This is a genomic window from Rhizobium sp. CB3060 (assembly GCF_025200735.1).
Lineage (GTDB): Bacteria > Pseudomonadota > Alphaproteobacteria > Rhizobiales > Rhizobiaceae > Rhizobium.
Genome location: NZ_CP104159.1, coordinates 21,445 through 41,629 on the forward strand (window position 1 = coordinate 21,445; position 20,185 = coordinate 41,629).

Consider the following 20,185-nt stretch of genomic DNA (forward strand, 5'->3'; position numbering starts at 1 on the left):
TTCCGCTCCTCATCCAAAGGTGAATACGTAGGCTTCGACGCCGGGATCGAGGAAGCGGACCGTGAAGGTCCGTTCCCCGACATCGCCGGCTTGGCGCACGAGCTGATAAAGGCGTGTTTCAGTAACGGTACCGTTGCCTTCGGCGTCGGTGTCGGCGCCGTGGCTTGCACCAGGCACCTTGCCATCGATCGTCACCTGAAACCGCACGGGCTTGCCGTCGGCGCCGGGGCCCAGAACGAAGTGCAGGTCACGGGCACTGAATCGATAGGTGATACTGCCGCCGGCCTTGTTAAGCGTCCCCTGTTCGGGACCGATCGTCCAGTTGCCGGAGAGGCCCCATTCGTTGAGACCGGGTTCGCCTGTCGTGTAGTCCTGGGCGGCATTCCCGCTCAGGCCTTCCGGCGATACGAAGTTCGAAGCCTCCTTATAGCCGATATAGGTCTCGCCGGATTTGATATTGCCGAGATCGGGCGCTGCCTCGGCGCCGGGCGCGTTCGGCCTGACCATATTGTTTTCGGAGACCTGGCTGCCGGCATCGGCCAGCAGTTCCTGAATGATCTTTTCGGAGGTGTCGTATTCCCCCTCCCCGAAAACATGGTGCCTGATCTGCCCCCTGGCATCGACGAAATAGAGAGCCGGCCAATAGCTGTTCTGGAACGCCTGCCAGATCCGGTAATTGTTATCGATGGCGACGGGATAGTCGATCTGGAAGTCCTTGAGGGCTCCCTTGACGTTCTCGATCTTCTTCTCGAAGGCGAATTCTGGCGCATGCACGCCGATCACGACCAGCCCCTGATCCCGGTATTTTTCCGCCCAGGCTTTGATGTAGGGGATGGTGCGGATGCAGTTGATGCAGGAATAGGTCCAGAAATCCACCAGGACGACCTTGCCGCGCAATTGCTCGGCGGTAAGCGGCGGCGAGTTCAGCCACTCGACGGCGCCGTCCAGCGAGGGAAGCCGGCCTTCGACGGGAAGCTTGCTCTTGAAGCGAGGCTTTGCCGCGGCCATCATCGGTGTGTTGCTGGCCACCATCGTCGCTGCCGGCTCCCGGTGATCTGCGTTGAAATTATCGAGAACGGCCTGCTCGAATGTCGAGGTACTGGCATAGGACAGGCGGGCCAGAAATCCCGTGTCGAAGCCAAGCGCAATCGCCGCGACTCCGGCGAGGACCGCCGCGCCGAGCGCCTGGCGAATTCTTTCGCCGGAACCAACCGAGCTTTTCATGGCGGTGAAGACTCGGCCGCCGATCAGAAGCGCGGCGGCGAGCGAGGTTGCCGCACCCGCTGCATAGGCTAGCAGCAGCAATGTCGTGCGGGCATTCGCCCCCTGAAGGGCGGCGCCTGTCAGGATCAAGCCAAAGATAGGGCCGGCACAGGGCGCCCACAGCAACCCGGTTGCGATGCCGAGAACCAGAGAACTCCCAACTGTCGAGCCGGAGCGTTGGCCGGGCGAATTCATCAGCCTGTTTCCCAAGGCGACGATCGGCCGGGTCAGAATGCTCGCTGCTTGCGGCGAGACAAGCGCCACGCCGAAGACGGCGAGCAAGACGATAGCGGCGTAGCGGCCATACTCGTTGGCGCGGACGGCCCAGCCGCCGCCGACGGCCGCAAGGGTTGCGACTGCGGCAAAGGTCATCGCCATGCCGGCAAGCATCGGCAGGCCGCTTTTGACGAAGGGCTGTCCGGCACGGGCAAAGACAAAGGGAAGAACGGGGAGAATACACGGGCTGAGGATTGTCAGCACGCCCCCGAGATAGGCAATGACAAGTAGCGTCATCTTCGTTTCCTTTGAAGGGATTGATCGGGCGCCGAGGCGCAATGGCCGACGAGCAGCCATTGGCCGCATAAGGGGGAGCGGACGTATCCCGCATGTGTCCCGATCGGGCGAAAATGTAACGAAGTGTTTGACGAGGGGGAGCCGCTACGTTCGGATACAAACCGATCGCAATCTTCCGCTTCTCAGCGGATGGAGATTTCCGCCGATAACCCGCCGCCCACGCGGTTGCGCAAGGTGAGCGAACCGCCAATCGCAAGGGCGAGTTGGCCGGCAATCGCTAATCCCAAGCCCGTTCCGCCGGTTCCGCGACTGCGGGATTGTTCGAGCCGGAAGAAGGGCTGCATTACGGCGTCGAGCTGATCCTCGGGAATGCCGGGACCGCGGTCGAGCACTTTGATAAGGACCGCCCCGGTACTGTCCTTCTGCACCGAAATCTCCGCGGTGCCCGCGAACTTGAGCGCGTTGTCGATGAGGTTTGTAAGGATCCGCCGGAGCGCATGAGGCCGCGTGACGATCGCGCCATCGATCTTGTCGGCGACCATCACGCCTTTGCCGGTGTCCTGGTAGTCATAGGCAAGGCTCTCGACGAAGGAGCCGATGTCTATGCGGGAGGGTTTCTCGTTATTTCCATGGGCGCTGCGGGCATAGGCCACCCCTTCGTGGACAAGTCGTTCGATTTCGGCGAGATCTTGAACCAGCTTTTCCTTCTCTGCGGAATCTTCCGCGATTTCGGCGCGGAGCTTCATGCGCGTGATGGGCGTTTGAAGATCGTGCGAGATCGCGGCGAGAATCTGCACCCTCTCCTCAAGATAGTGGGCGATGCGATCCCGCATCGCATTGAAGGCGCGGGCGGCATGGGCGACCTCGGTTGGCCCCGCTTCCGCCAGGCGCGGCGTCTTCTTGTTCGGATCAAGAGCGTCGGCGGCATGGGCGAGGTTCACTAGCGGCCGGATCGCCTGCCGGACGACGAGCCAGGTGCAGAAAATGAGAAGACCGAGTTGCAGGAGAAGAACGAAAGGCAGCCACTGGGCCAGCGGCATGATGGGTGCGGGATTGACGTCGATCGTCAGCGGATTGCCGTCGCTTAGGGTCAGATGGGCCTGGAGGCGTTTGCCGTCACCCGGTATCGATTCGAAGCGGATGGGGAAACGCTTGCCGACGGCATCCTGTATTTTTCCGGCGATCTGCCTGCCCTGCTCCGTCATATCGGGCACGCCGGGAAGACCTGGCCCGAGGACAAAACGGTAGGTTCCGCGATCGAGGCGGTCCAGCCAATCGGCCCGCTCGGCGGCCGGCAGACGGTCGAGAACGGCGATCGAGGTCCCCACATCGTTCTCTAGTGTGTTGAGCATCACCGTCTTGGCCGATATGTAGCGTTCGAGGAACTGGACGCTGAAGGTAAGCCCCTGCGCCAGCAGCAGCCCGGCGAGAAGGATCAGAAACAGCCTTGATCCCAAGGTACGAGGCCAGGGCCGGAATCCTCGAAACCGCGCGACGGCGCTCATCGGCGCAGCTCGGATATTTCGACCGGCATTGCGAAAACATAGCCTTCGCTGCGGACGGTTTTGATATAGGCAGGCTCGCGCGCATCATCGCCCAGGCGCTGGCGAAGCCGGCTCACCAGCAGGTCGATGGACCGGTCGAACAATTCGGCGTCCCGCCCCTGCGTCAGGTTCAGGAGCTGATCCCGGTTAAGGACGCGTTGCGGATGGTCGATGAAGACACGGAGCAGACGATATTCCGCGCCGCTGAGCGCGATCGCCGTTCCTTCGCGATCGAGCAGATGCCGGCCGGTCGTGTCGAGCTGCCAATCGCCAAAGGACAGGAGCTGACCGACTTCCGTCACCTGAAGATTGGGCGGAAGCATGCGGGTGCGGCGCAGGATTGCCTTGATGCGGGCCAGGAGCTCGCGTGCAGCAAACGGCTTTACCAGATAGTCGTCCGCGCCCATCTCCAGGCCGATGATACGGTCCGTTTCATCGTTGCGTGCGGTCAGCATCAGGATCGGTGTCGACTTGTGCTTGCCGGCGCGCAACTCGCGACAGAGAACCAGGCCGTCATCGCCCGGCATCATCACATCGAGGACGATGAGATCGACGGAGCTTGTTTCCAGAAACGCCCGCATATGCCGGCCGTCCGCGGCGACGGTGACGCGTAGCCCGTTCTTTTTTAGATAGCTCGACACCAGCTCACGGATTTCGCGATCGTCATCAACGATCAGGATGTGGTCGATGTGATCCATCATTGGGTGCCCTCTTCTGTCCGCAACGGCGCAGCAGCAATTTTTGAACGGTAGCTCGATGCCCCTGAACAGAATATTGCCGGCAGCGGTATTCTATACCAGTGCCGGCCCCCTGCTCGGAAGATCAGAATCTGTCGACGTCGATGACCGCCTGGGCGAAAGCTTGCGGGGCCTCCTGCGGCAGGTTGTGGCCGATGCCGCCATCGATGGTCCGATGCTCATACTTGCCCGTAAACTTATTGCGATACGCGGCGGGTTCGGGATGCGGCGCACCGTTCGCATCGCCTTCCATTGTGATGGTGGGCGCACTGATCATCGGAGCCTTTGCCAGCCGCTTTTCCAGATCGTCATATTGCGCCTCGCCTTCCGCGAGGCCCAGTCGCCAGCGATAATTGTGAATGACGATGGCAACGTGATCCGAATTGTCGAAGGATGCGGCGCTGCGTTCGAAGGTCGCGTCGTCGAAGTTCCACTTTGGCGAAGCGATCTGCCAGATAAGCCTGGCAAAGTCGCTCCGATATTTTGCGTAACCCGCCTGCCCGCGCTCCGTGGCAAAATAGTACTGGTACCACCATTGAAGCTCGGCCTTCGGCGGCAGCGGAGTCTTGCCGGCTTCCTGGTTGCCGATCAGATAACCGCTGACGGAAACCATGGCCTTGCAGCGCTCCGGCCACAGCGCCGCGAGAATGTTGACCGTTCGCGCACCCCAATCGAAGCCGCCAAGGATCGCCTTCTGGATTTTCAGGGCATCCATCAAGGCAAGGATATCGACAGCGACGACCGCTTGCTGGCCATTGCGGACCGTATCCTTTGAAAGAAAGCGCGTCGTGCCGTAGCCGCGCAGATAGGGAATGATCACACGATAGCCTTGCTGCGCCAGCAAGGGAGCAACGTCGACAAAGCTGTGGATGTCATAAGGCCAGCCATGCAGAAGAATGACCGGCGGACCATCGGCGGGGCCGGCTTCGGCATATCCGATATTCAGCAGGCCAGCATCAATCTGCTTGAGAGGGCCGAAGGATGTATTCGTCCCCGGCTTAACCGCGGGCAGGGCCGTGGGCTTGGTCTCAGCGGACTGTGCTTGTGCGATTCCGAACATGCCAAGCTGAGCGGCGGCGATGGTCATGGCCGCGGTACCAAAAAAGCGGCGGCGGTGATGGTTGATGTCTTCGGACATTGATCTCTCTCCAGTAGGGCCTTGGGTCGTCATGAAGAAACCGCTTCCATGTATCCGCGATGTGTCGCGATCCCCTCGGGTTTGAATGGGGATGTAACTTTTACCGCTCCGGATACAATTGGTTACAAAGGATGGTGCGCGCGCGCCGTTTAACAGCACTACGCTACCAAGCTCGCCTGCCGCACCGCAATGTTCCCCGTGGGGAACTCCCTTATTTTGACATATCAGGGTAAAAGTTCCCCGCGGGGAACCCGCGCGGTTGCTCCCGCCGATAGAATCGCGCTACCTCTTTATCTACGCAAAATGTGAGTAATATTGGCATTCTGCGTAACTACGAGATCTTTCATTAAACATTTACCATCGAGGCGCTTAGTAAGCCGGCCAAAATGGGAGAGTGCCTTGACACGACATCTGAGCAGCCTCGCCTTCATGCAGACATTCTCTGCGAAACTCGACGTTGCGCTGGGCAATCTTAGCCTCGCGCAATTTCCCCCGAATGCCCGCCGCATGATGCGCAAATTCAGCTCCTCCGAGGTCGCTGAGCTGCTCAACGTTACAGAGGCTTATATCAGGCAGATTTCGCTGAAAGAGCAGGGGCCGTCACCGGAAGTCGCAAATGGTCGGCGTCTCTACACGATGGAGCAGATCCTCGAGCTTAGGATGCACCTCGCGCAAAATGGCCGGAAGAAGCGGATGAACCCGCGCCGGATAGGCGCCGAACAATGCCAGATCCTGGCCGTCACGAATTTCAAGGGCGGTTCCAGCAAAACATCGACCACGATTCATCTCGGCCATTATCTGGCCTTGAAAGGTTATCGCGTGCTTGCGGTGGATCTCGATCCGCAGGCGTCGTTGACCAGCCTTCACGGAAGCCTGCCCGATTTCGATTACCGCGATGGCGACACGCTCTATTCGGCCATTCGTTTCGAAGATCCCGTGCCCACCGAGCAGGTGATTCATCAGACGCATATTGCCGGCTTCGATGTTATCTGCGCCGGTCTCGAGTTGACGGAATTCGAAACGGCCGTCGCTCTGGAAATGCGCAAATCCGCCGGCACGAGCTTCCTGCTACGCGTTTCGCAGGCATTGGAGCAGATCGCGGATCGCTACGACATCATCCTGATGGATTCGGCGCCGTCGCTGAACTTCCTCACCCTGTCGTCCCTCACGGCGGCGACGGGCGTTCTGATCCCTGTTCCCGCCCATATGCTCGATGTCGACTCGACGGCAAAATTCCTCGAGCTTGCCGGATCCTACATGCAGATCCTTGAGCAGGTGGGCACCTCGGCGCAATGGGATTTCGCCAAGTTCCTGATCACCAAATTCGAGCCGAACGATCATCCGCAGGCGAATATGACGGCGCTGATGCGGCAGGTGTTTGGCGACGATCTTCTTTTGAATTCGGTGATCAAGTCAACCGCTGTCGCCGATGCCCTGACTTGGAAGCAGAGCCTTTACGAAGTGCAGCGCGCCAGATTCTCCGCTCCGAAGACCTATGACCGCGCAATTGAATCAATCAATGCCGCGAACGCCGAAATCGAAGAGCTTTTTTGGAGAGCATGGGGGCGCGAATGAGCAGAAAAGATTCCAAAGGCATGTTCGCCAACCTCTTGGTCGGGCTCGGCCAGGAGGCATCCACGCCGCCGCTGGCGACATCGCCGTCGCCGCATCTCCTCAAGGTCGCAGCCGGCGTTCGCCAGCTTCAGGAGCGCGGCGAACTTGCCGATAAGCTATTGCGGAATGCGGATCATATTATCGAACTTGACGTGGACGTGGTTTTGCCGTCGCAGATACGGGATCGGTTCGACGGTGCTTACGAAGCCGACCGGCTCCAGGACCTTGTACAGTCGATGCGTGAGCACGGACAGACCACCCCCGGTCTGGTTCGGCCAGTCGACGGGGAGGGCGGTAAATTTCAGATCGTCTTCGGCCGGCGCCGTCTTGCGGCGGCAAAGCTTCTCGGCATTAAGTTCAGAGCGATCGTCCGTGATCTTTCGGACGAACAGGCGATCGTCATCCAGGGCGAAGAAAATGCCAACCGTGATGACCTGTCCTTTATCGAGAAGTGCGTTTTCGCCCTCAGCCAGGAAGAGGCAGGGTTTAAGCGCGAAGTGATCTGTGCCTCGCTGGCGACCGGAAAGTCGCACGTCTCCGAGATGCTGCAGGTCGCAAGAAGCTTCCCGAAAACCGTCCTGGCGGGCATTGGCGCTGCTCCGGAAACTGGCCGGCGGCGCTGGGCGCAATTGGCAGAGCGTTGGAGCGCAAATGCCGATGCCGCAGGGGTTGCGGAGCGTGTTCTCGCGGAACCGGACATTCAGCCTCTTTCCAGCGATAATAAATTTGCCGCCGTATTGAATGCGGTCTCTCCTACAAAAAGGGTTGCCCCAGCCCCTGCGGATCGCGTTCAAGACGTCGTTTCCAAGGGATTGACCCTTGCCGTGGTCAACTACGCCAAGTCGGGAACCAAGCTTACGTTCACGAAAGCCGTGCCGGACGATTTCGTGCAATATCTGCTGAGCCGCATCGAGGGATTGCACGAAGAGTATCTCGGGAAATCCCAGAAGGCAGAGAGCCAGAGTAAGCGGGAGGCTCGGTAGGTCTGGACAGAAAGCAGCAGGGGTGCTTGGCTGAACCAACTATCTCGACGACCTGGTCGTCATTTGACGGGATCACGAAACGACATGGCGCCGGAAACGGACGATCAGGAAAAAATCGATTCGACCTTTCGCAACGGATCCTTGACCGCCGTTGGGATTATTGTCGGTTTCTCGTTGAGTTTCATCAATCGCTGGGTTTCCGGTCCGAACGACTGGAGCCGCGTCGATATTCTGCCGATGGCGGTCATGGTCGTCGGCATTGCCGTGCAGGTGAAAGTCTTCGCCGATTTGCTCGCAAGGGATTCGCTGCTGGTCGTCAAATACGACCGCGCCCGCCGTCTTTTTCTAATCGGGGTGCTCATCGTGGCGGCTGGGATCGCAATCGCTCTTGCAAACGACATTCTTGGCATCAGCAGTCAGAAGATGCTTGGTTAGACCGCTTTTCGTTGGCGAAACGACCCCGATCCGCTCACTGTTCTAGATCCGTCGAAGCGCGATATCGCTGGTTATCGCCGATTTTCCGGTTTTCGGATCACGGTCTATCGTTCGCAGATTGAGGCTATTGCCGCCGATTTTTTGTATTAGCATGTTCGCGGACCGGTCGCCGTTGACCTCTTTTGCCCAATGAACGACGAGATCGATGGTATTGCCCTGACGCACTCCAGACAGGCCGGAGCGTCCCCCCGAGGGGCCGACGTAAACGCCGTTGTAGCGCTGGCCGTTCACTCGAAGATCCGCCGAGATCGCACGGCTTACCACGAGTAAAGCCCGACAATTGCCGCGCATGGAAAGCGACGGCGCGCTCGCCGTCACTGCAAATGTACATGTGACGTCGATTGGCGAGGTTCCCAGCCGCCTGATGATGGTTCCCTTGCCACTCCATTTTCCCTGCAGAGATTGAAGGAAACCGCTGTCGTCCGCCGCGGCCAAGCTTGGGAAGAGGCCAATGGATAAGGTCAGGGCGAGCCGCGCGAGAAAAGACACGGCAGACCACCTCAATGTCGAATCTTCGTCAACGCCTGCCCGGCTTGCAAGTTCCAGGAAGCGCCGCGCGATGTTCACGGGTTCTGCCATTGGATAGTCCTCCGTGTCAGGAAAGCGGATCAAGCGGTTCTCGGTGTACCAACGGTCTGTTCTGATGAATTGAAATTGCCGACGCTCGATAAGCTACCGCCTTTCGTTAGCTCATCGAAATTTAATTTTGAGCTCATTTACGGCTGCTAATACTGCATTCTGTGCTGCCGCCAGAGATATGGCTCCCGTTCGGGTTGGGATAGCGGAACAAGCATCAAGCCCAATCCAACCGAAAATAGCCTTAGCAGAATACCGTACTAGATCCTCCAAGTCATGGAGCGGTGGATTCAATGGCTCATATCATCATCATCAATCCGCGTTTCGAAACCTCTTATTGGGGCATGGAACACGCGCTTCCATTGTTTGACGTAAAGGCGAACCTTCCAGTCGCCTGCTTGCCTCTGCTGGCGGCGCTCACGCCTGCCGAACACACCGTCACGCTTGTGGACGAGAATGTCGAGCCGATCGATTACGATCTGTGCGCGCAAGCGGATATCGTCGCGCTCACGGGCATGATCGTCCAGCGGTTTCGGATGAAGGAAATCCTGACCGAGCTTCGAGAACGCAATTGTTTCACCGTGGTCGGAGGACCGTGGGTCACGGTCAAGGAGGACTATTTCGAGGGACTTGTCGACGTCACTTTCATCGGCGAGGCCGAGGAGACCTGGCCGCAGTTCTTGCTCGAATGGGCGGAGGGTCGTCATGCCGGGCGTTACGCGCAATCCGACAAGACCGACATGAGCAAGGTGCCGATCCCGCGTTTCGATCTGCTGAAAATGGATGAATATGCGGTCGGCAGCATCCAGTTCTCGCGAGGCTGTCCGTTCACCTGTGACTTCTGCGATATTATCGTCGTGTTCGGGCGCAAGCCGCGGATCAAGGCCAGCGCACAGATCATTGCCGAGATGGAGGCATTGTTGTCTGCCGGAATGGATACGGCATTCATCGTCGACGACAATCTCATCGGCAACAAGAAGGCGATCAAGGAGGTTCTGCGCGACGTCGTTGCCTGGCAGGAATGCAACCACTATCCGATGACGTTCCTCACCGAAGCCTCGATCGATCTTGCTGACGATGACGAGCTGATGCAGCTCATGGTCGATGCCAATATCCGTGTCGTCTTCATCGGCGTCGAGACGCCGAACGAAGCAGCGCTGCGCGAAACCAAGAAGCTTCAGAATCTCAGAAAAGGCGGCACGATGCTGGAGAAAATCCACATCATCCAGCAGACCGGCATGGAAGTGTGGTGCGGCATGATCTTGGGTTTCGACAGCGACGACACGACGATTTTCGAAGCCCAACGCGTCTTTATCAAGGATGCGCGGATCGTCAACGCCATGATCGGCATGCTGGCCGCCATACCCAAGACGCCGCTTTATACACGCCTCGAGAAGGAAGGACGGCTGGATCACGATGATCCTCCAGCCTTTGGCACCAATGTCATTCCCCTCAATCTCAGCCGGGAAACCCTGCGCGACGGCTATCTCTCCGTGTTGAGCGATCTTCACCAGCCCGCCGCCTATTTCGACAGGCTTGATGCGCTTTATCTCGATGCCCGTATTCAGCCGGAACGCTCGCGCCTGCGCCATCTGCGCCGCCATCCCATCCGCCTCATCGCCTTAAATCTCACATGGGCTTTTGAAGCTGCGGGCATTTTCACGAGATTGATGCGCCGGGTCCAGGATCCGGAGCTGCGCAATATCTATCGCCAACGCCTCTGGAAGCTCCTTTTGCGCCGTCGTTCTCCCGTGATCCTGCAGATCTATGCCATCAAATGCGCCATGCATTATCATGCGCATAAAATGGTCCAGCAAATGCGGTCCGGCGGCGACATCGTCAATTCATTCTGATTGGCAACCCGATGAGGGGAGGGCGGGCCGCCGACACGGTCGCCCGCAGGCGAGGCGCAACGGAGGTTCTTGCTTCCGACCTTACCGGTCCGATCAAATCGATCTCACCACGATCACAGCGAACACAAGCTAATCTCGCCTACATCTTAATAAGAAAAATGTGCCTCTGGCGCCTTGCCGCGGTTCGGGGCATCCTGTGATGGCCGAAAATTGTACTTTATGGCAGTTGGAGGAATACCGATGCGCTGTTTTACCGTACTTGGACCCTCGCAGACCGGAAAATCGACGGTCGTTGAAAAGCTCAGCTCCCTGGAAGGGCCGCCGAGAAAATCCAGCTCCCCCTACGGGCTGAACCTGACGGAATTTACCTTTGCGAACGAAGCCTGGTGTGCGCTGGATGCGCCGGGACCCAATGAAGCGCTGGCGCATGTGCAGCATGCGCTTCTTGCCAGCGACGCATGCATCCTGTGCATTTCACCGGCTCCCGAGGAGGCTGTGCTTGCCGCGCCCTATCTGCGCGTGATCGAGTCCTCGGGGACGCCTTGCATCCTCTTTGTCAACCGGATGGATGAACCGAGGGGGCGGCTGAGGGATGTGATTGCAGCGCTTCAGGATTACGCCAATCACGCTCTTTTGCTTCGCCAGGTCCCGATCCGCGAGGGGGACAGGATCGTCGGGAGCTGCGATCTGATTTCGGAGCGGGCATGGCAGTACCGGGAAGGCCAGACTTCGGCGCTGATCGCAATCCCCGAAAGTGCCGCCGAACGCGAGCAGGAAGCACGCACCGAGCTCCTGGAGCATCTGTCCGAATTCGACGACTGGCTTCTCGAGGAACTGATCGAGGACCGGGAACCGGCGAGCGACGCACTTTATGCCATCTCATCGCGGGTCTTGAGGGAAAACAGGGTTATTCCGGTGCTGATCGGTGCCGCAAGTCACGGAAACGGCATGATGAGGCTGATGAAGGCGTTGCGTCATGAGGCGCCGCAGGTCACGGCTCTTCGCCAGCGTCTTGCTCGTGCGGCCTCCGTCGAGGAAGGAAGGCTGTCAGCGGTCAGCTTCCATGCCTATCATCGTCAGAATATCGGCAAGACGGTGTTGGTGCGTGCGCTGGGCGAGGGGCTGCGGCAGGGCGCATCGCTGGGCGGCTCCAGCCTCGGCGCCGTGCAGGGTCCCGCAAACGGAAAGTCCAATTCGGCTGTCGTACCTGCGCCGGGGGATGTCTTCGCGGCGGTCAAATCCGATCACCTGCCCGTTCCTTCGCTTTTGACATCGGACGCGACGGTCGCCCCGCCCGAGTGGACGGAGCCACCGACGCCGATGCTTGAAAGAATCCTGGTTCCGGGCAGCGAGCGCGATGAAAACAAGCTCTCCGAGACGCTGGCAAAACTTTCCGAAACGGATCGGGGCCTGATCGTCTTGCAAGAGGAGGGCACCGGCGCCCAGCTCGTTCGCGCCCAGGGACCGGTGCATCTGCGCGATCTCTGCCGAACCCTGGCCGATGTCTTTCATATCGACGTGACCGACCGGACGCCCAGCCCGATCTACCGCGAGACGATCGCGAAATCTTCGGATGTTCACTACCGCCATCGCAAACAGACGGGCGGTGCAGGGCAATTCGCGGATGTGAAGCTGAACATTCACCCCAACGCCCGCGGTCAGGGCTTCACCTTCAATGAAACAGTCAAGGGCGGCGTCGTTCCGCGCAACTATATCCCGGCGGTCGAAGCAGGCGCACGCGAAGCGATGGAGAAAGGGCCGCTCGGTTTTCAGGTCATCGATGTCGGCGTGACCCTATCGGATGGCCAGCATCATGCCGTCGACAGTTCGGAACACGCCTTCCGGACCGCGTCGAGGATGGGAGTGCGACAGGCGCTTTCCGAAGGATCGACTGTCCTAATGCAGCCGATCTTCCGCAGCGAAATCCACATTCCGTCGGTCTATTCGGGCAATCTCGTCCAGATCGTCTCCGCTCTCAAAGGTCAGGTACTTGGCTTCGACCGGGATGAAGCCGCCAAGGGATGGGATATTTTCCGCGCGCTCGTTCCGGGCAGCGCCCTTGACGATCTGGCGCGGGCGCTGCGCTCGGCGACGCAAGGCATCGGTTATTTTTCCAAGGCCTTCGATCACTTCGAGGAGCTTTACGGCAAGGAGGCGGACGCGGTCATCAAGGCGCACGAGACACAACGGGTCGAGCACTGAAGCGTTCGCGACGGATAAGCATGTACGCAGCGAGGCGTGACGCCCTTGCTGCGTAGAGTTGGATCAAGTCCACATGCTTTCCGGCGTCAGGATATCGAAGGGAACAATCCGCTGCTCGATCGAGGGCGTGTCTCTCGATTCGACGCGCCGTAACATGACGTCGATCAGTTCCTCTGCCATCTTTTCCGAGGGATGGCAGAGCGACGCCGTGATGAGCCTCTCGCTCAATCCCTTCCTCGTCTCCGGTCCGACATCACGGGATACGATCTTCACCTTATGCTGCCTGTCCGGCGATAATTCCCGTACGGCGCGTAATACGCCGGAAATCCCCCCGCCATTGACGAACAGGCCGCAAAGCTCGTTTTCAACTGCCAAGAGGTTCCGCACGATTTCATAGGCATTGTTGGGCTCTTCATAGGTCAGCAAAGGCTCGCTGACATGGAGCTGCGGTGCGTGCTCGCGCATATAGGACCGAAAGCTTGCATCCGCTATGTCCTGGCACTGATAGCGGTTGCTTCCGATCAAGGGGAATACTTTCCCGGGCTCATGTGCCGCCTGGTTTATAAACCACGCCGCGGTGCGGCCGATTTTCCAGTTGTCCGTGCCGACGAACCCCGCACGGCTCGCTGCGGAGATGTCGGTCACGAATGCGACCGCCGGCACCCCCTTGCTCCGCAATTCGTCTATCGCCTGGCTGACCAGCGGATGATCGGCCGTAATCATCGCGACGGCGTCCGCGGTTTCTCCCATTTTCAGGAGATTGGCAGAAACCGCCTCGGGCGAAAGATCGTCCTCGAATACGACATTGGGCTCAATGACCACATCGCGGTGACGCAAGGCCGAATTCGTCAGCGCCTCGGCCCACATTTGATACAGCGGTCTGTGAGACTGCTGCATCAGAAAGGCAAGCGTTCGATGGGGCAGGTTGTCCCGCTTTCGTTCGCGTAGCGCGCCCAGGCCGTAGAAGCCGATTTCGTCTGCGGCTTTCAGAATGCGCTCAACTGTGTCTTGCCTGACAGAGCCCGTCCCGTGGAGAAGCCTGTTCACTGTCGAAAGGCTCACATCCGATGCTCGCGCCAGATCGGCGATGGTTGGTCTATTCATGACAGCTCCCGAAAAGTGTCATTTTTGAAAGACACGTTATGAAACAAAATCACCTACGTGTCAGTATTACAGTTTCGCAATGGCATCTCAAGGATTAAACATCATGTCGCATTGTGGTCCCCAATTGATGGGGCTCGGGAGGAAGATATGAAACGCATGAAGCTTATCGGTGCAGCGTTGCTGACGACTGTTGCCCTGTCCATGGGTGCTACGACAGCGTTCGCCGCAAAAATCTTTGTCGTCGGCGGAAAGCCTGACGACCCGTTCTGGTCGATCGTAAAGCGCGGTGCAGAGGATGCCGGTGCTGTTGTGAAGGCACAGGGCGGTTCCGTCACTTGGCTCGGCCCGCAGAACTACGACAATCTCGGTGTCGATGCGGCTGAACTGATCCGCCAAGCCATCTCCCAGGGCGCGGACGCCATCGTCGGCCCCGACTGGGTCCCGGAAGCGATGGACCCTGCATTCAAGGCCGTCGTCGACAAGAAGATCCCTCTGATCATCTATAATGCAGGCGGTGTCGCCGCCGCGGATCGTCTGGGCGCCATGAATTACATTGGCAGCGACGACTACAAGGCTGGCGTTGCCGCCGGTAAGTATTTTGCGAAGAACGACATCAAAAGCCTGGTCTGCATCAACACGCTTCCGGGTGCCGCCAACATCGAAGCGCACTGCAAGGGCATGACCGATGGCGTCAAGGAAGCGGGCGGCAAGGGAGATACATTGCCGCTGCCGGCAACCTCCTTCGGCAATTCCACAGCGGTTGCCCAGGCCGTGAAAGCCTATCTGCTCCAGCATCCGGATGTCGGCGGCGTCTACACGATCGGAAACGTCGACGCGAATTCCGCGATCAACGGCATCATGCAGTCCGGCAAAGTCGGCAAGGTCAAGGTCGGCGGCGTCAACATGGACGAGACCATCCTCAACAATATCAAGAGCGGCACGCAGATGTTCACGATCGACCAGCAAGGCTATCTGCAGGGCTATCTGGCCGTGTCGATCCTGAACGGCAATGTGAATTATGGCCTGACCGTGCCGACCCGGGAAATCCTGACCGGTCCTGGGATTGTCGACGCGTCAAACGTCGAAGCCACGCTTGCGGGAGTGAAGGGCGGCGCTCGCTAAGCGCGTCGCGGACAATCGACGACTGCATTGCCCGGCCATAAGCGCCGGGCGGTGCGGCGCCGGTCGAGTTCACCCTTAACCTTCGGGGAGGAAGTAATGGCTTTAGCCACCCAGAATAAGGTCGCCACCACGATGCCCGCCAGCGTAGGGTTCCGGGCTTCAATTGGACGACTGTCGCGTCGGCCCGAAGTCGGCTCCTTTCTCGGCATGATCGCCGTGTTTGTTTTCTTTGCGATTTTCGCAGGAGAAGTCTTTGTTTCGGCGGCGGGCTTTGCGAGCTGGTTGAACGTTGCAGCCGAAATCGGCATCGTTGCGCTTCCGATCGGACTTTTGATGATTGCCGGTGAACTCGACCTGTCCGTCGGCGCCGTCATTCCGGCCTCGTCTCTGACCGTGGCAATCATCTCCGGCTACTATGGCGCACCGGACAGCGTTGGTATCGCTGCGGCGCTGATCATGGGCCTTCTCGTCGGTTTCGTGAACGGCTATCTCGTGTTGCGCACCGGGGTCCCCTCGCTGATCGTCACGATCGGCGTCATGTTCGCCGTGATGGGGCTGACCTTGGGTTTCGCGGTCTTGCTGACCGGCTCCACCAGCACGGCTATCGTGCCCCATGAGTTGTCGAAGGCCTTGTTCGGGCAGTTCATCGCGGGCATGTTCCAGGTCACGATCTTCTGGTGGATTCTCTTCGCGGCCCTTCTGGCCTATCTCCTGCACATTTCGCCCTACGGCAATTGGATTTTTGCCATGGGCGGCGACAGGGTCAGCGCCCGCAATGCCGGCATTCCGACCGAGCGCCTGACGATCTCGCTCTTCATGATCAGCAGCTTCTGCGCAGCCTTTGTCGGTGTAAGCCAGGCAATGGTCTACCAGAGCGCCCAAGTCGCGGCGGGCCAATCCTTCATATTCAACTCCATCATGTGCGTGGTGATCGGCGGCGTTCTCCTGACCGGCGGCTTCGGATCGATCATCGGCGTGGTTTTGGGCACCATCACTTTCGCGATGGTCAACCAGGGCATCTTTTTCACGAGCTTCGACCCCAACATGGGCAGCGTGATCATCGGTGCACTTTTGCTGGTTGCTGTTCTGATGAACGACACCTTCCGCAAGATGGCGTTGTCTTACTCCGCAAAGAAAAAGAACTGAGGGGGAAGCTATGTACAGACCCGATTTCAGAAATCTGGTGCGGCGTCCCGAGGCCGGATCGATTCTCAGCCTTATCGTCGTCATCGCCTTCTATGTGATCTTCGGAGGTGTCCAGCTCGGCAATCTCTTCGGCGCGGCAAGCTGGGTGAACTTTGCGGCCAATCTCGGCATCGTTGCGCTTCCCGTCGGCTTGCTCATGATCGCCGGCGAACTGGACATCTCGATCGGTGCGATGATCCCGGCAGGGTCCATGAGCATTGCGGTCATCTCCGGCTACTATGGATTGCCAATCGTCGTCGGCATCGGGGCAGCGCTGGGGATCGGCATTCTGGTCGGCCTGCTGAACGGTATTCTCGCCGTTCGCACCTCGGTGCCTTCGCTCATCATCACCCTCGGTACCCTCGTGGCCATGCAAGGCATTGTGCTGACGGCCTCCGTGCTGATCACGGGCAACGCCAGCGTTCCTTTGAATGCTCCTGATTGGGCCAAGATGATCTTCGGCCAACTGCTCGGCGGCAACTATCAGATCATCATTCTCTGGTGGCTGGCGGTGACTGCGATTTATGCAGTGGTTCTCCATCAAACCCGCTTCGGCAACTGGATCTTTGCCATGGGCGGCGACAAGGAAAGCGCGCGCAACGCCGGTATTCCGACACGCCGCCTGACGGTCTGGCTCTTCGTGCTCTCCTCGACCAGCGCATCGTTCGTCGGCATGTGCGGCGCCATCCTGTTCAATTCGGCCCAGGTCTCCGGCGGGATGAACTACATATTCAACGCGGTCGTCTCGGTCGTGGTGGGCGGCGTGCTTCTGACGGGCGGATTTGGTTCGGCCATCGGGATCTTCTTTGGAACGATCACTTTCGCCATCGTCAACCAGGGCATCTACTTCACCAGCATCGACCGCAATTGGTCGAGCCTCATCATCGGCATCATGCTGCTCGTTGCTGTGCTGATGAACAACACTTTCCGTAACATGGCGCTTACCTACGCGCCGAAAAAGAAGTGAGGTCGGGCCAATGAAAACGCCGATCATGGAACTCGAGAACGTCAACAAGTCGTTCGGTCCTATCGATGTCCTCCATAACATCAATCTGCAAGTTCACTCCGGCGAAGTCCTTTGCCTTCTCGGGGACAATGGTGCGGGCAAGTCGACGCTCATCAAGACCTTTGCCGGCGTCTACAAGCCGACCAGCGGTACCGTGAAATTCGAAGGCCAGCCCTTGTCGTTCAATAACCCGCGTGAAGCCGCCGATATGGGCATCGCCACCGTTCATCAATTTGGCGGCACGTTTCCGCTGATGAGTATCGGTCGATCCTTCTTTGTGGGGCGGGAACCGACGAAAGGGCTCGGTCCCTTCAAGATCTACGATCGCAAGACCGCCAATGAGATTGCCGTCAAAGCGGTTCGTGAATTCGGCATTACCCGGATTGACGATGGCGATCGCCTCATCGGCGGCCTTTCCGGCGGTGAGCGCCAATCGCTCGCCATCGCCCGCGCGGTCCATTTTGGCGCCCGCGTGCTGATCCTGGATGAGCCCACGGCCGCGCTCGGGGTCAAGGAAGCAGCGCACGTGCTGCGCATCGTACTTGAGGCACGAAAGCGCGGCCTGGCCGTCATCTTCATTACCCACAATGTCATCCACGCGATGACGGTTGGCGATCATTTCGCGGTCCTGATCAAGGGCGAAAAGGCGGCCGACTTCCGCAAGGGTGAGAAAAGCCGCGAAGAAATTACCGATCTCATGGCGGGCGGCGAGGCGATGGCCGAGCTGGAGGCCGAGATCGAAGCCCATGCAAACAGCGGGCACGCCTCGGTAGCCTGAACCGCTACCGACACGAGACACGACGACAAACACGAAACCGGCTCACCCGCCCTCGCGGGTGGGATCTCCAAGTGCAACCTTTTTCGGGTGACCATTCATGAAAATCGCTATCGACCCCTTTATGCACCGCCATCTCTCACTCGAGGACCTGCCCTCGAAGGTGAAGGAACTCGGCTACGATTGGATTGAACTTTCTCCGCGCGGCGATTTCCTTGAATGGTTCAAGGCGCCGCGCGTGTTTCCCGAACGCATCAAATCGTTCAAACGCGCGTTGAAAGACGCGGACGTCGGCATTGCATCGCTCCTGCCGATGTACCGCTGGGCCTCGAATGATGAGGTCGAGCGCCAAGCCGCGGTCAAGCACTGGAAGCGCGCCATCCAGATTGCGGTCGAGCTGGAAGTGGATGTCATGAACTCGGAATTCGGGCGCGGCCCGCATCCCGACAAGGGCTCCTGCTATTGCTGCCATACCGGTTCGATGATCGAAGCCTGCGAAGACGCCTGGTGGCGCTCGATGGAAGAGCTTGTGCCGATTTTCGAAAAGGAGGGGATCAATCTCCACGTCGAGCCGCATCCGGAGGATTGGTGCGAAACCCTTCAGCCGGCGCTCGACATCATCCGCACGGTCAATTCCAAGAACGTCAAGTTCCTCTATTGCGCGCCTCACACCTTCTATTTCGGGGACGACACCAAGGCGATGCTGCGCGAAGCCAAGGATGTGCTCGCGCATGTCCATGTCGGCGACACGTTCAACCATAAGGCGTCTTCCGGCCTGCGCTACATCCTCAATCCGCCCGGCACGCAAGCGCGTGTGCATCAGCATCTGAATATCGGCCAGGGAGAAGTCCCTTGGGATGATTTCTTCAGCACACTCGCCGACATCGGTTTCGACGGCATCATGACGGCCTGCGTCTTTGCCTGGGAAGACAAGGCCGATCACTCCGGCAAGTTCATGCGTTCCGAAATGCAGCGTTACGTCGACAAGTATTGGAGCGCGAAATGAGCCTCAACGTTGGAGTGATCGGCACCGGCATGATTGGGCAGGATCACATCCGCCGCCTGACGAAGGTGCTCTCCGGCGTCAATGTCGTCGCAGTGAACGATATTGATGCCGCGCGTGCCGCCTCGGTCGCGCCGGATGGAGCAACGGTATTCGATACAGCGCGTGAACTCATTCGGTCCGAAAGCGTCGAAGCGGTTGTCGTCTGCTCCTGGGGTCCGGCACACGAAGAACAGCTTCTGGAATGCATCGCTGCCGGAAAGCCCGTTTTCTGCGAAAAGCCGTTGGTGACGACGACGGCGGCGGCCCGCCGTGTGATGGATGCCGAAGTCGCCTTCGGTCGGCGCCTTGTTCAAGTCGGTTTCATGCGGCGGTTCGATGCCGATTATCGCCGCTTGAAAGCGACCCTGGACGACGGCGCGCTCGGCGCCCCATTGATGTTCCATTCGACGCATCGAAACGCCTCTGTGCCGGAGGGACTATATACGTCGGAGATGCCGCTCAACGACACGCTCGTCCACGACGCCGACATTTCGCGTTGGCTGCTCGATGATGAGGTCGCGGGCGTTGAGGTCCGCGTGCCTCGGCGTTCAAGCCGCGGAAACGAGCTTCGCGATCCCGTCGTGGTGCTACTGCACATGGCCTCCGGCGCGCTTGTCGACGTCGAGATCTCCGTGAACATTGCCTATGGCTATGACATCCGCGGAGAGGTCAGTTGCGAAGCCGGTACGGTGAGCCTGCCGCTTCGCCCCGCAAGCGTTATCCGGGACATCCACGGCGTTCGCCAGGGCGTGCCGATAGATTGGCGCGAGCGCTTCATAGAGGCCTACGATCAGGAATTCCGCGAGTGGATCGTCGCGGCGGGGCAGGGCACTGCGACCGGTCCTTCCACGTGGGACGGCTATGCCGCGACGCTGGTTGCCGACGCCGCTCTTCGAGCCGTGGAAAGTGGTGCTCTTAAAAAGGTGGATATGGTCACCCGACCGGCTCTCTACGCTTCCGAAAACGATCGGCCCGATCACGGGCAATTTTCGCAACAGCGAATGAAATCAGCGTCCTGAAAGGTTCATAC

Annotated in this window: 17 protein-coding genes; 11 read left to right on the forward strand and 6 right to left on the reverse strand. The window is 59.1% G+C overall.

Annotated features, from left to right (window positions below; all coding sequences use genetic code 11):
• Positions 1-9 precede the first annotated feature (9 nt).
• The 4 genes from N2601_RS19695 to N2601_RS19710 all read right to left on the reverse strand — a co-directional run bounded on the left by N2601_RS19695 (position 10) and on the right by N2601_RS19710 (position 5,195).
• Positions 10-1,776 (reverse strand): cytochrome c biogenesis protein DipZ, encoded by a 1,767-nt coding sequence (locus tag N2601_RS19695; protein WP_104825965.1) that lies wholly within the window; start codon positions 1,774-1,776, stop codon positions 10-12.
• 182 nt (positions 1,777-1,958) lie between these two features.
• The gene (locus N2601_RS19700) at positions 1,959-3,281 is read right to left on the reverse strand and encodes an ATP-binding protein (protein WP_260304588.1); all 1,323 of its coding nucleotides are present in this window, start codon (positions 3,279-3,281) and stop codon (positions 1,959-1,961) included.
• Positions 3,278-4,018, reverse strand: a complete 741-nt coding sequence (locus N2601_RS19705; protein ID WP_104827811.1) for a response regulator — start codon at positions 4,016-4,018, stop codon at positions 3,278-3,280. Before N2601_RS19705 ends, N2601_RS19700 begins: the two co-directional genes overlap by 4 nt.
• A gap of 124 nt (positions 4,019-4,142) precedes the next feature.
• Entirely contained in the window at positions 4,143-5,195 is a 1,053-nt protein-coding gene (locus N2601_RS19710) for an alpha/beta fold hydrolase (RefSeq protein WP_104825967.1), read from the reverse strand.
• A 399-nt stretch (positions 5,196-5,594) separates the two neighbouring features.
• Between N2601_RS19710 and repA the strand changes: the two genes are divergently transcribed.
• The 3 genes from repA (at position 5,595) to N2601_RS19725 (ending at position 8,227) form a co-directional block, all read left to right on the forward strand.
• A complete protein-coding gene (repA, locus tag N2601_RS19715) occupies positions 5,595-6,770 on the forward strand; it encodes a plasmid partitioning protein RepA (RefSeq protein WP_104825968.1) in 1,176 nt (391 codons plus the stop codon).
• On the forward strand, positions 6,767-7,792 hold the full coding sequence (gene repB / locus N2601_RS19720; RefSeq protein ID WP_104825969.1) for a plasmid partitioning protein RepB: 1,026 nt from the start codon (positions 6,767-6,769) through the stop codon (positions 7,790-7,792). The genes repA and repB overlap by 4 nt, the downstream gene beginning before the upstream one ends.
• A gap of 84 nt (positions 7,793-7,876) precedes the next feature.
• Positions 7,877-8,227: a hypothetical protein gene (locus N2601_RS19725; RefSeq protein ID WP_104825970.1), complete on the forward strand. Its 351-nt coding sequence runs from the start codon at positions 7,877-7,879 to the stop codon at positions 8,225-8,227.
• 42 nt (positions 8,228-8,269) lie between these two features.
• On the opposite strand, the gene N2601_RS19730 is transcribed toward N2601_RS19725, so the two are convergent.
• Positions 8,270-8,866 carry a hypothetical protein gene (locus N2601_RS19730; RefSeq protein ID WP_245464138.1) on the reverse strand — a complete coding sequence of 199 codons (597 nt, stop codon included), beginning with the start codon at positions 8,864-8,866 and terminating at the stop codon, positions 8,270-8,272.
• Positions 8,867-9,156: 290 nt separating this feature from the next.
• Between N2601_RS19730 and N2601_RS19735 the strand changes: the two genes are divergently transcribed.
• Positions 9,157-10,716: a DUF4070 domain-containing protein gene (locus N2601_RS19735; protein ID WP_104825971.1), complete on the forward strand. Its 1,560-nt coding sequence runs from the start codon at positions 9,157-9,159 to the stop codon at positions 10,714-10,716.
• A 240-nt stretch (positions 10,717-10,956) separates the two neighbouring features.
• Complete coding sequence (locus tag N2601_RS19740) at positions 10,957-12,918, forward strand: elongation factor G (RefSeq protein WP_104825972.1); 1,962 nt, start codon at positions 10,957-10,959, stop codon at positions 12,916-12,918.
• 63 nt (positions 12,919-12,981) lie between these two features.
• Here the strand turns inward: N2601_RS19740 and N2601_RS19745 are convergent, their stop codons facing one another.
• The gene (locus tag N2601_RS19745; RefSeq protein ID WP_104825973.1) at positions 12,982-14,022 is read right to left on the reverse strand and encodes a LacI family DNA-binding transcriptional regulator; all 1,041 of its coding nucleotides are present in this window, start codon (positions 14,020-14,022) and stop codon (positions 12,982-12,984) included.
• A 147-nt stretch (positions 14,023-14,169) separates the two neighbouring features.
• Here N2601_RS19745 and N2601_RS19750 point away from each other — a divergent pair, with 147 nt between their 5' ends.
• From N2601_RS19750 to N2601_RS19775, 6 genes are all read left to right on the forward strand, one after another.
• The gene (locus N2601_RS19750) at positions 14,170-15,144 is read left to right on the forward strand and encodes a sugar ABC transporter substrate-binding protein (RefSeq protein WP_199773635.1); all 975 of its coding nucleotides are present in this window, start codon (positions 14,170-14,172) and stop codon (positions 15,142-15,144) included.
• Positions 15,145-15,276: 132 nt separating this feature from the next.
• On the forward strand, positions 15,277-16,290 hold the full coding sequence (locus N2601_RS19755) for an ABC transporter permease (protein WP_445945049.1): 1,014 nt from the start codon (positions 15,277-15,279) through the stop codon (positions 16,288-16,290).
• Between the two features lie 10 nt (positions 16,291-16,300).
• Entirely contained in the window at positions 16,301-17,296 is a 996-nt protein-coding gene (locus N2601_RS19760; RefSeq protein WP_104825975.1) for an ABC transporter permease, read from the forward strand.
• A 10-nt stretch (positions 17,297-17,306) separates the two neighbouring features.
• A complete protein-coding gene (locus tag N2601_RS19765; protein WP_104825976.1) occupies positions 17,307-18,113 on the forward strand; it encodes an ATP-binding cassette domain-containing protein in 807 nt (268 codons plus the stop codon).
• Between the two features lie 97 nt (positions 18,114-18,210).
• On the forward strand, positions 18,211-19,116 hold the full coding sequence (locus N2601_RS19770; RefSeq protein WP_104825977.1) for a sugar phosphate isomerase/epimerase family protein: 906 nt from the start codon (positions 18,211-18,213) through the stop codon (positions 19,114-19,116).
• Positions 19,113-20,174 carry a Gfo/Idh/MocA family oxidoreductase gene (locus N2601_RS19775; RefSeq protein ID WP_104825978.1) on the forward strand — a complete coding sequence of 354 codons (1,062 nt, stop codon included), beginning with the start codon at positions 19,113-19,115 and terminating at the stop codon, positions 20,172-20,174. Before N2601_RS19770 ends, N2601_RS19775 begins: the two co-directional genes overlap by 4 nt.
• The last annotated feature ends 11 nt before the right edge of the window (positions 20,175-20,185 follow it).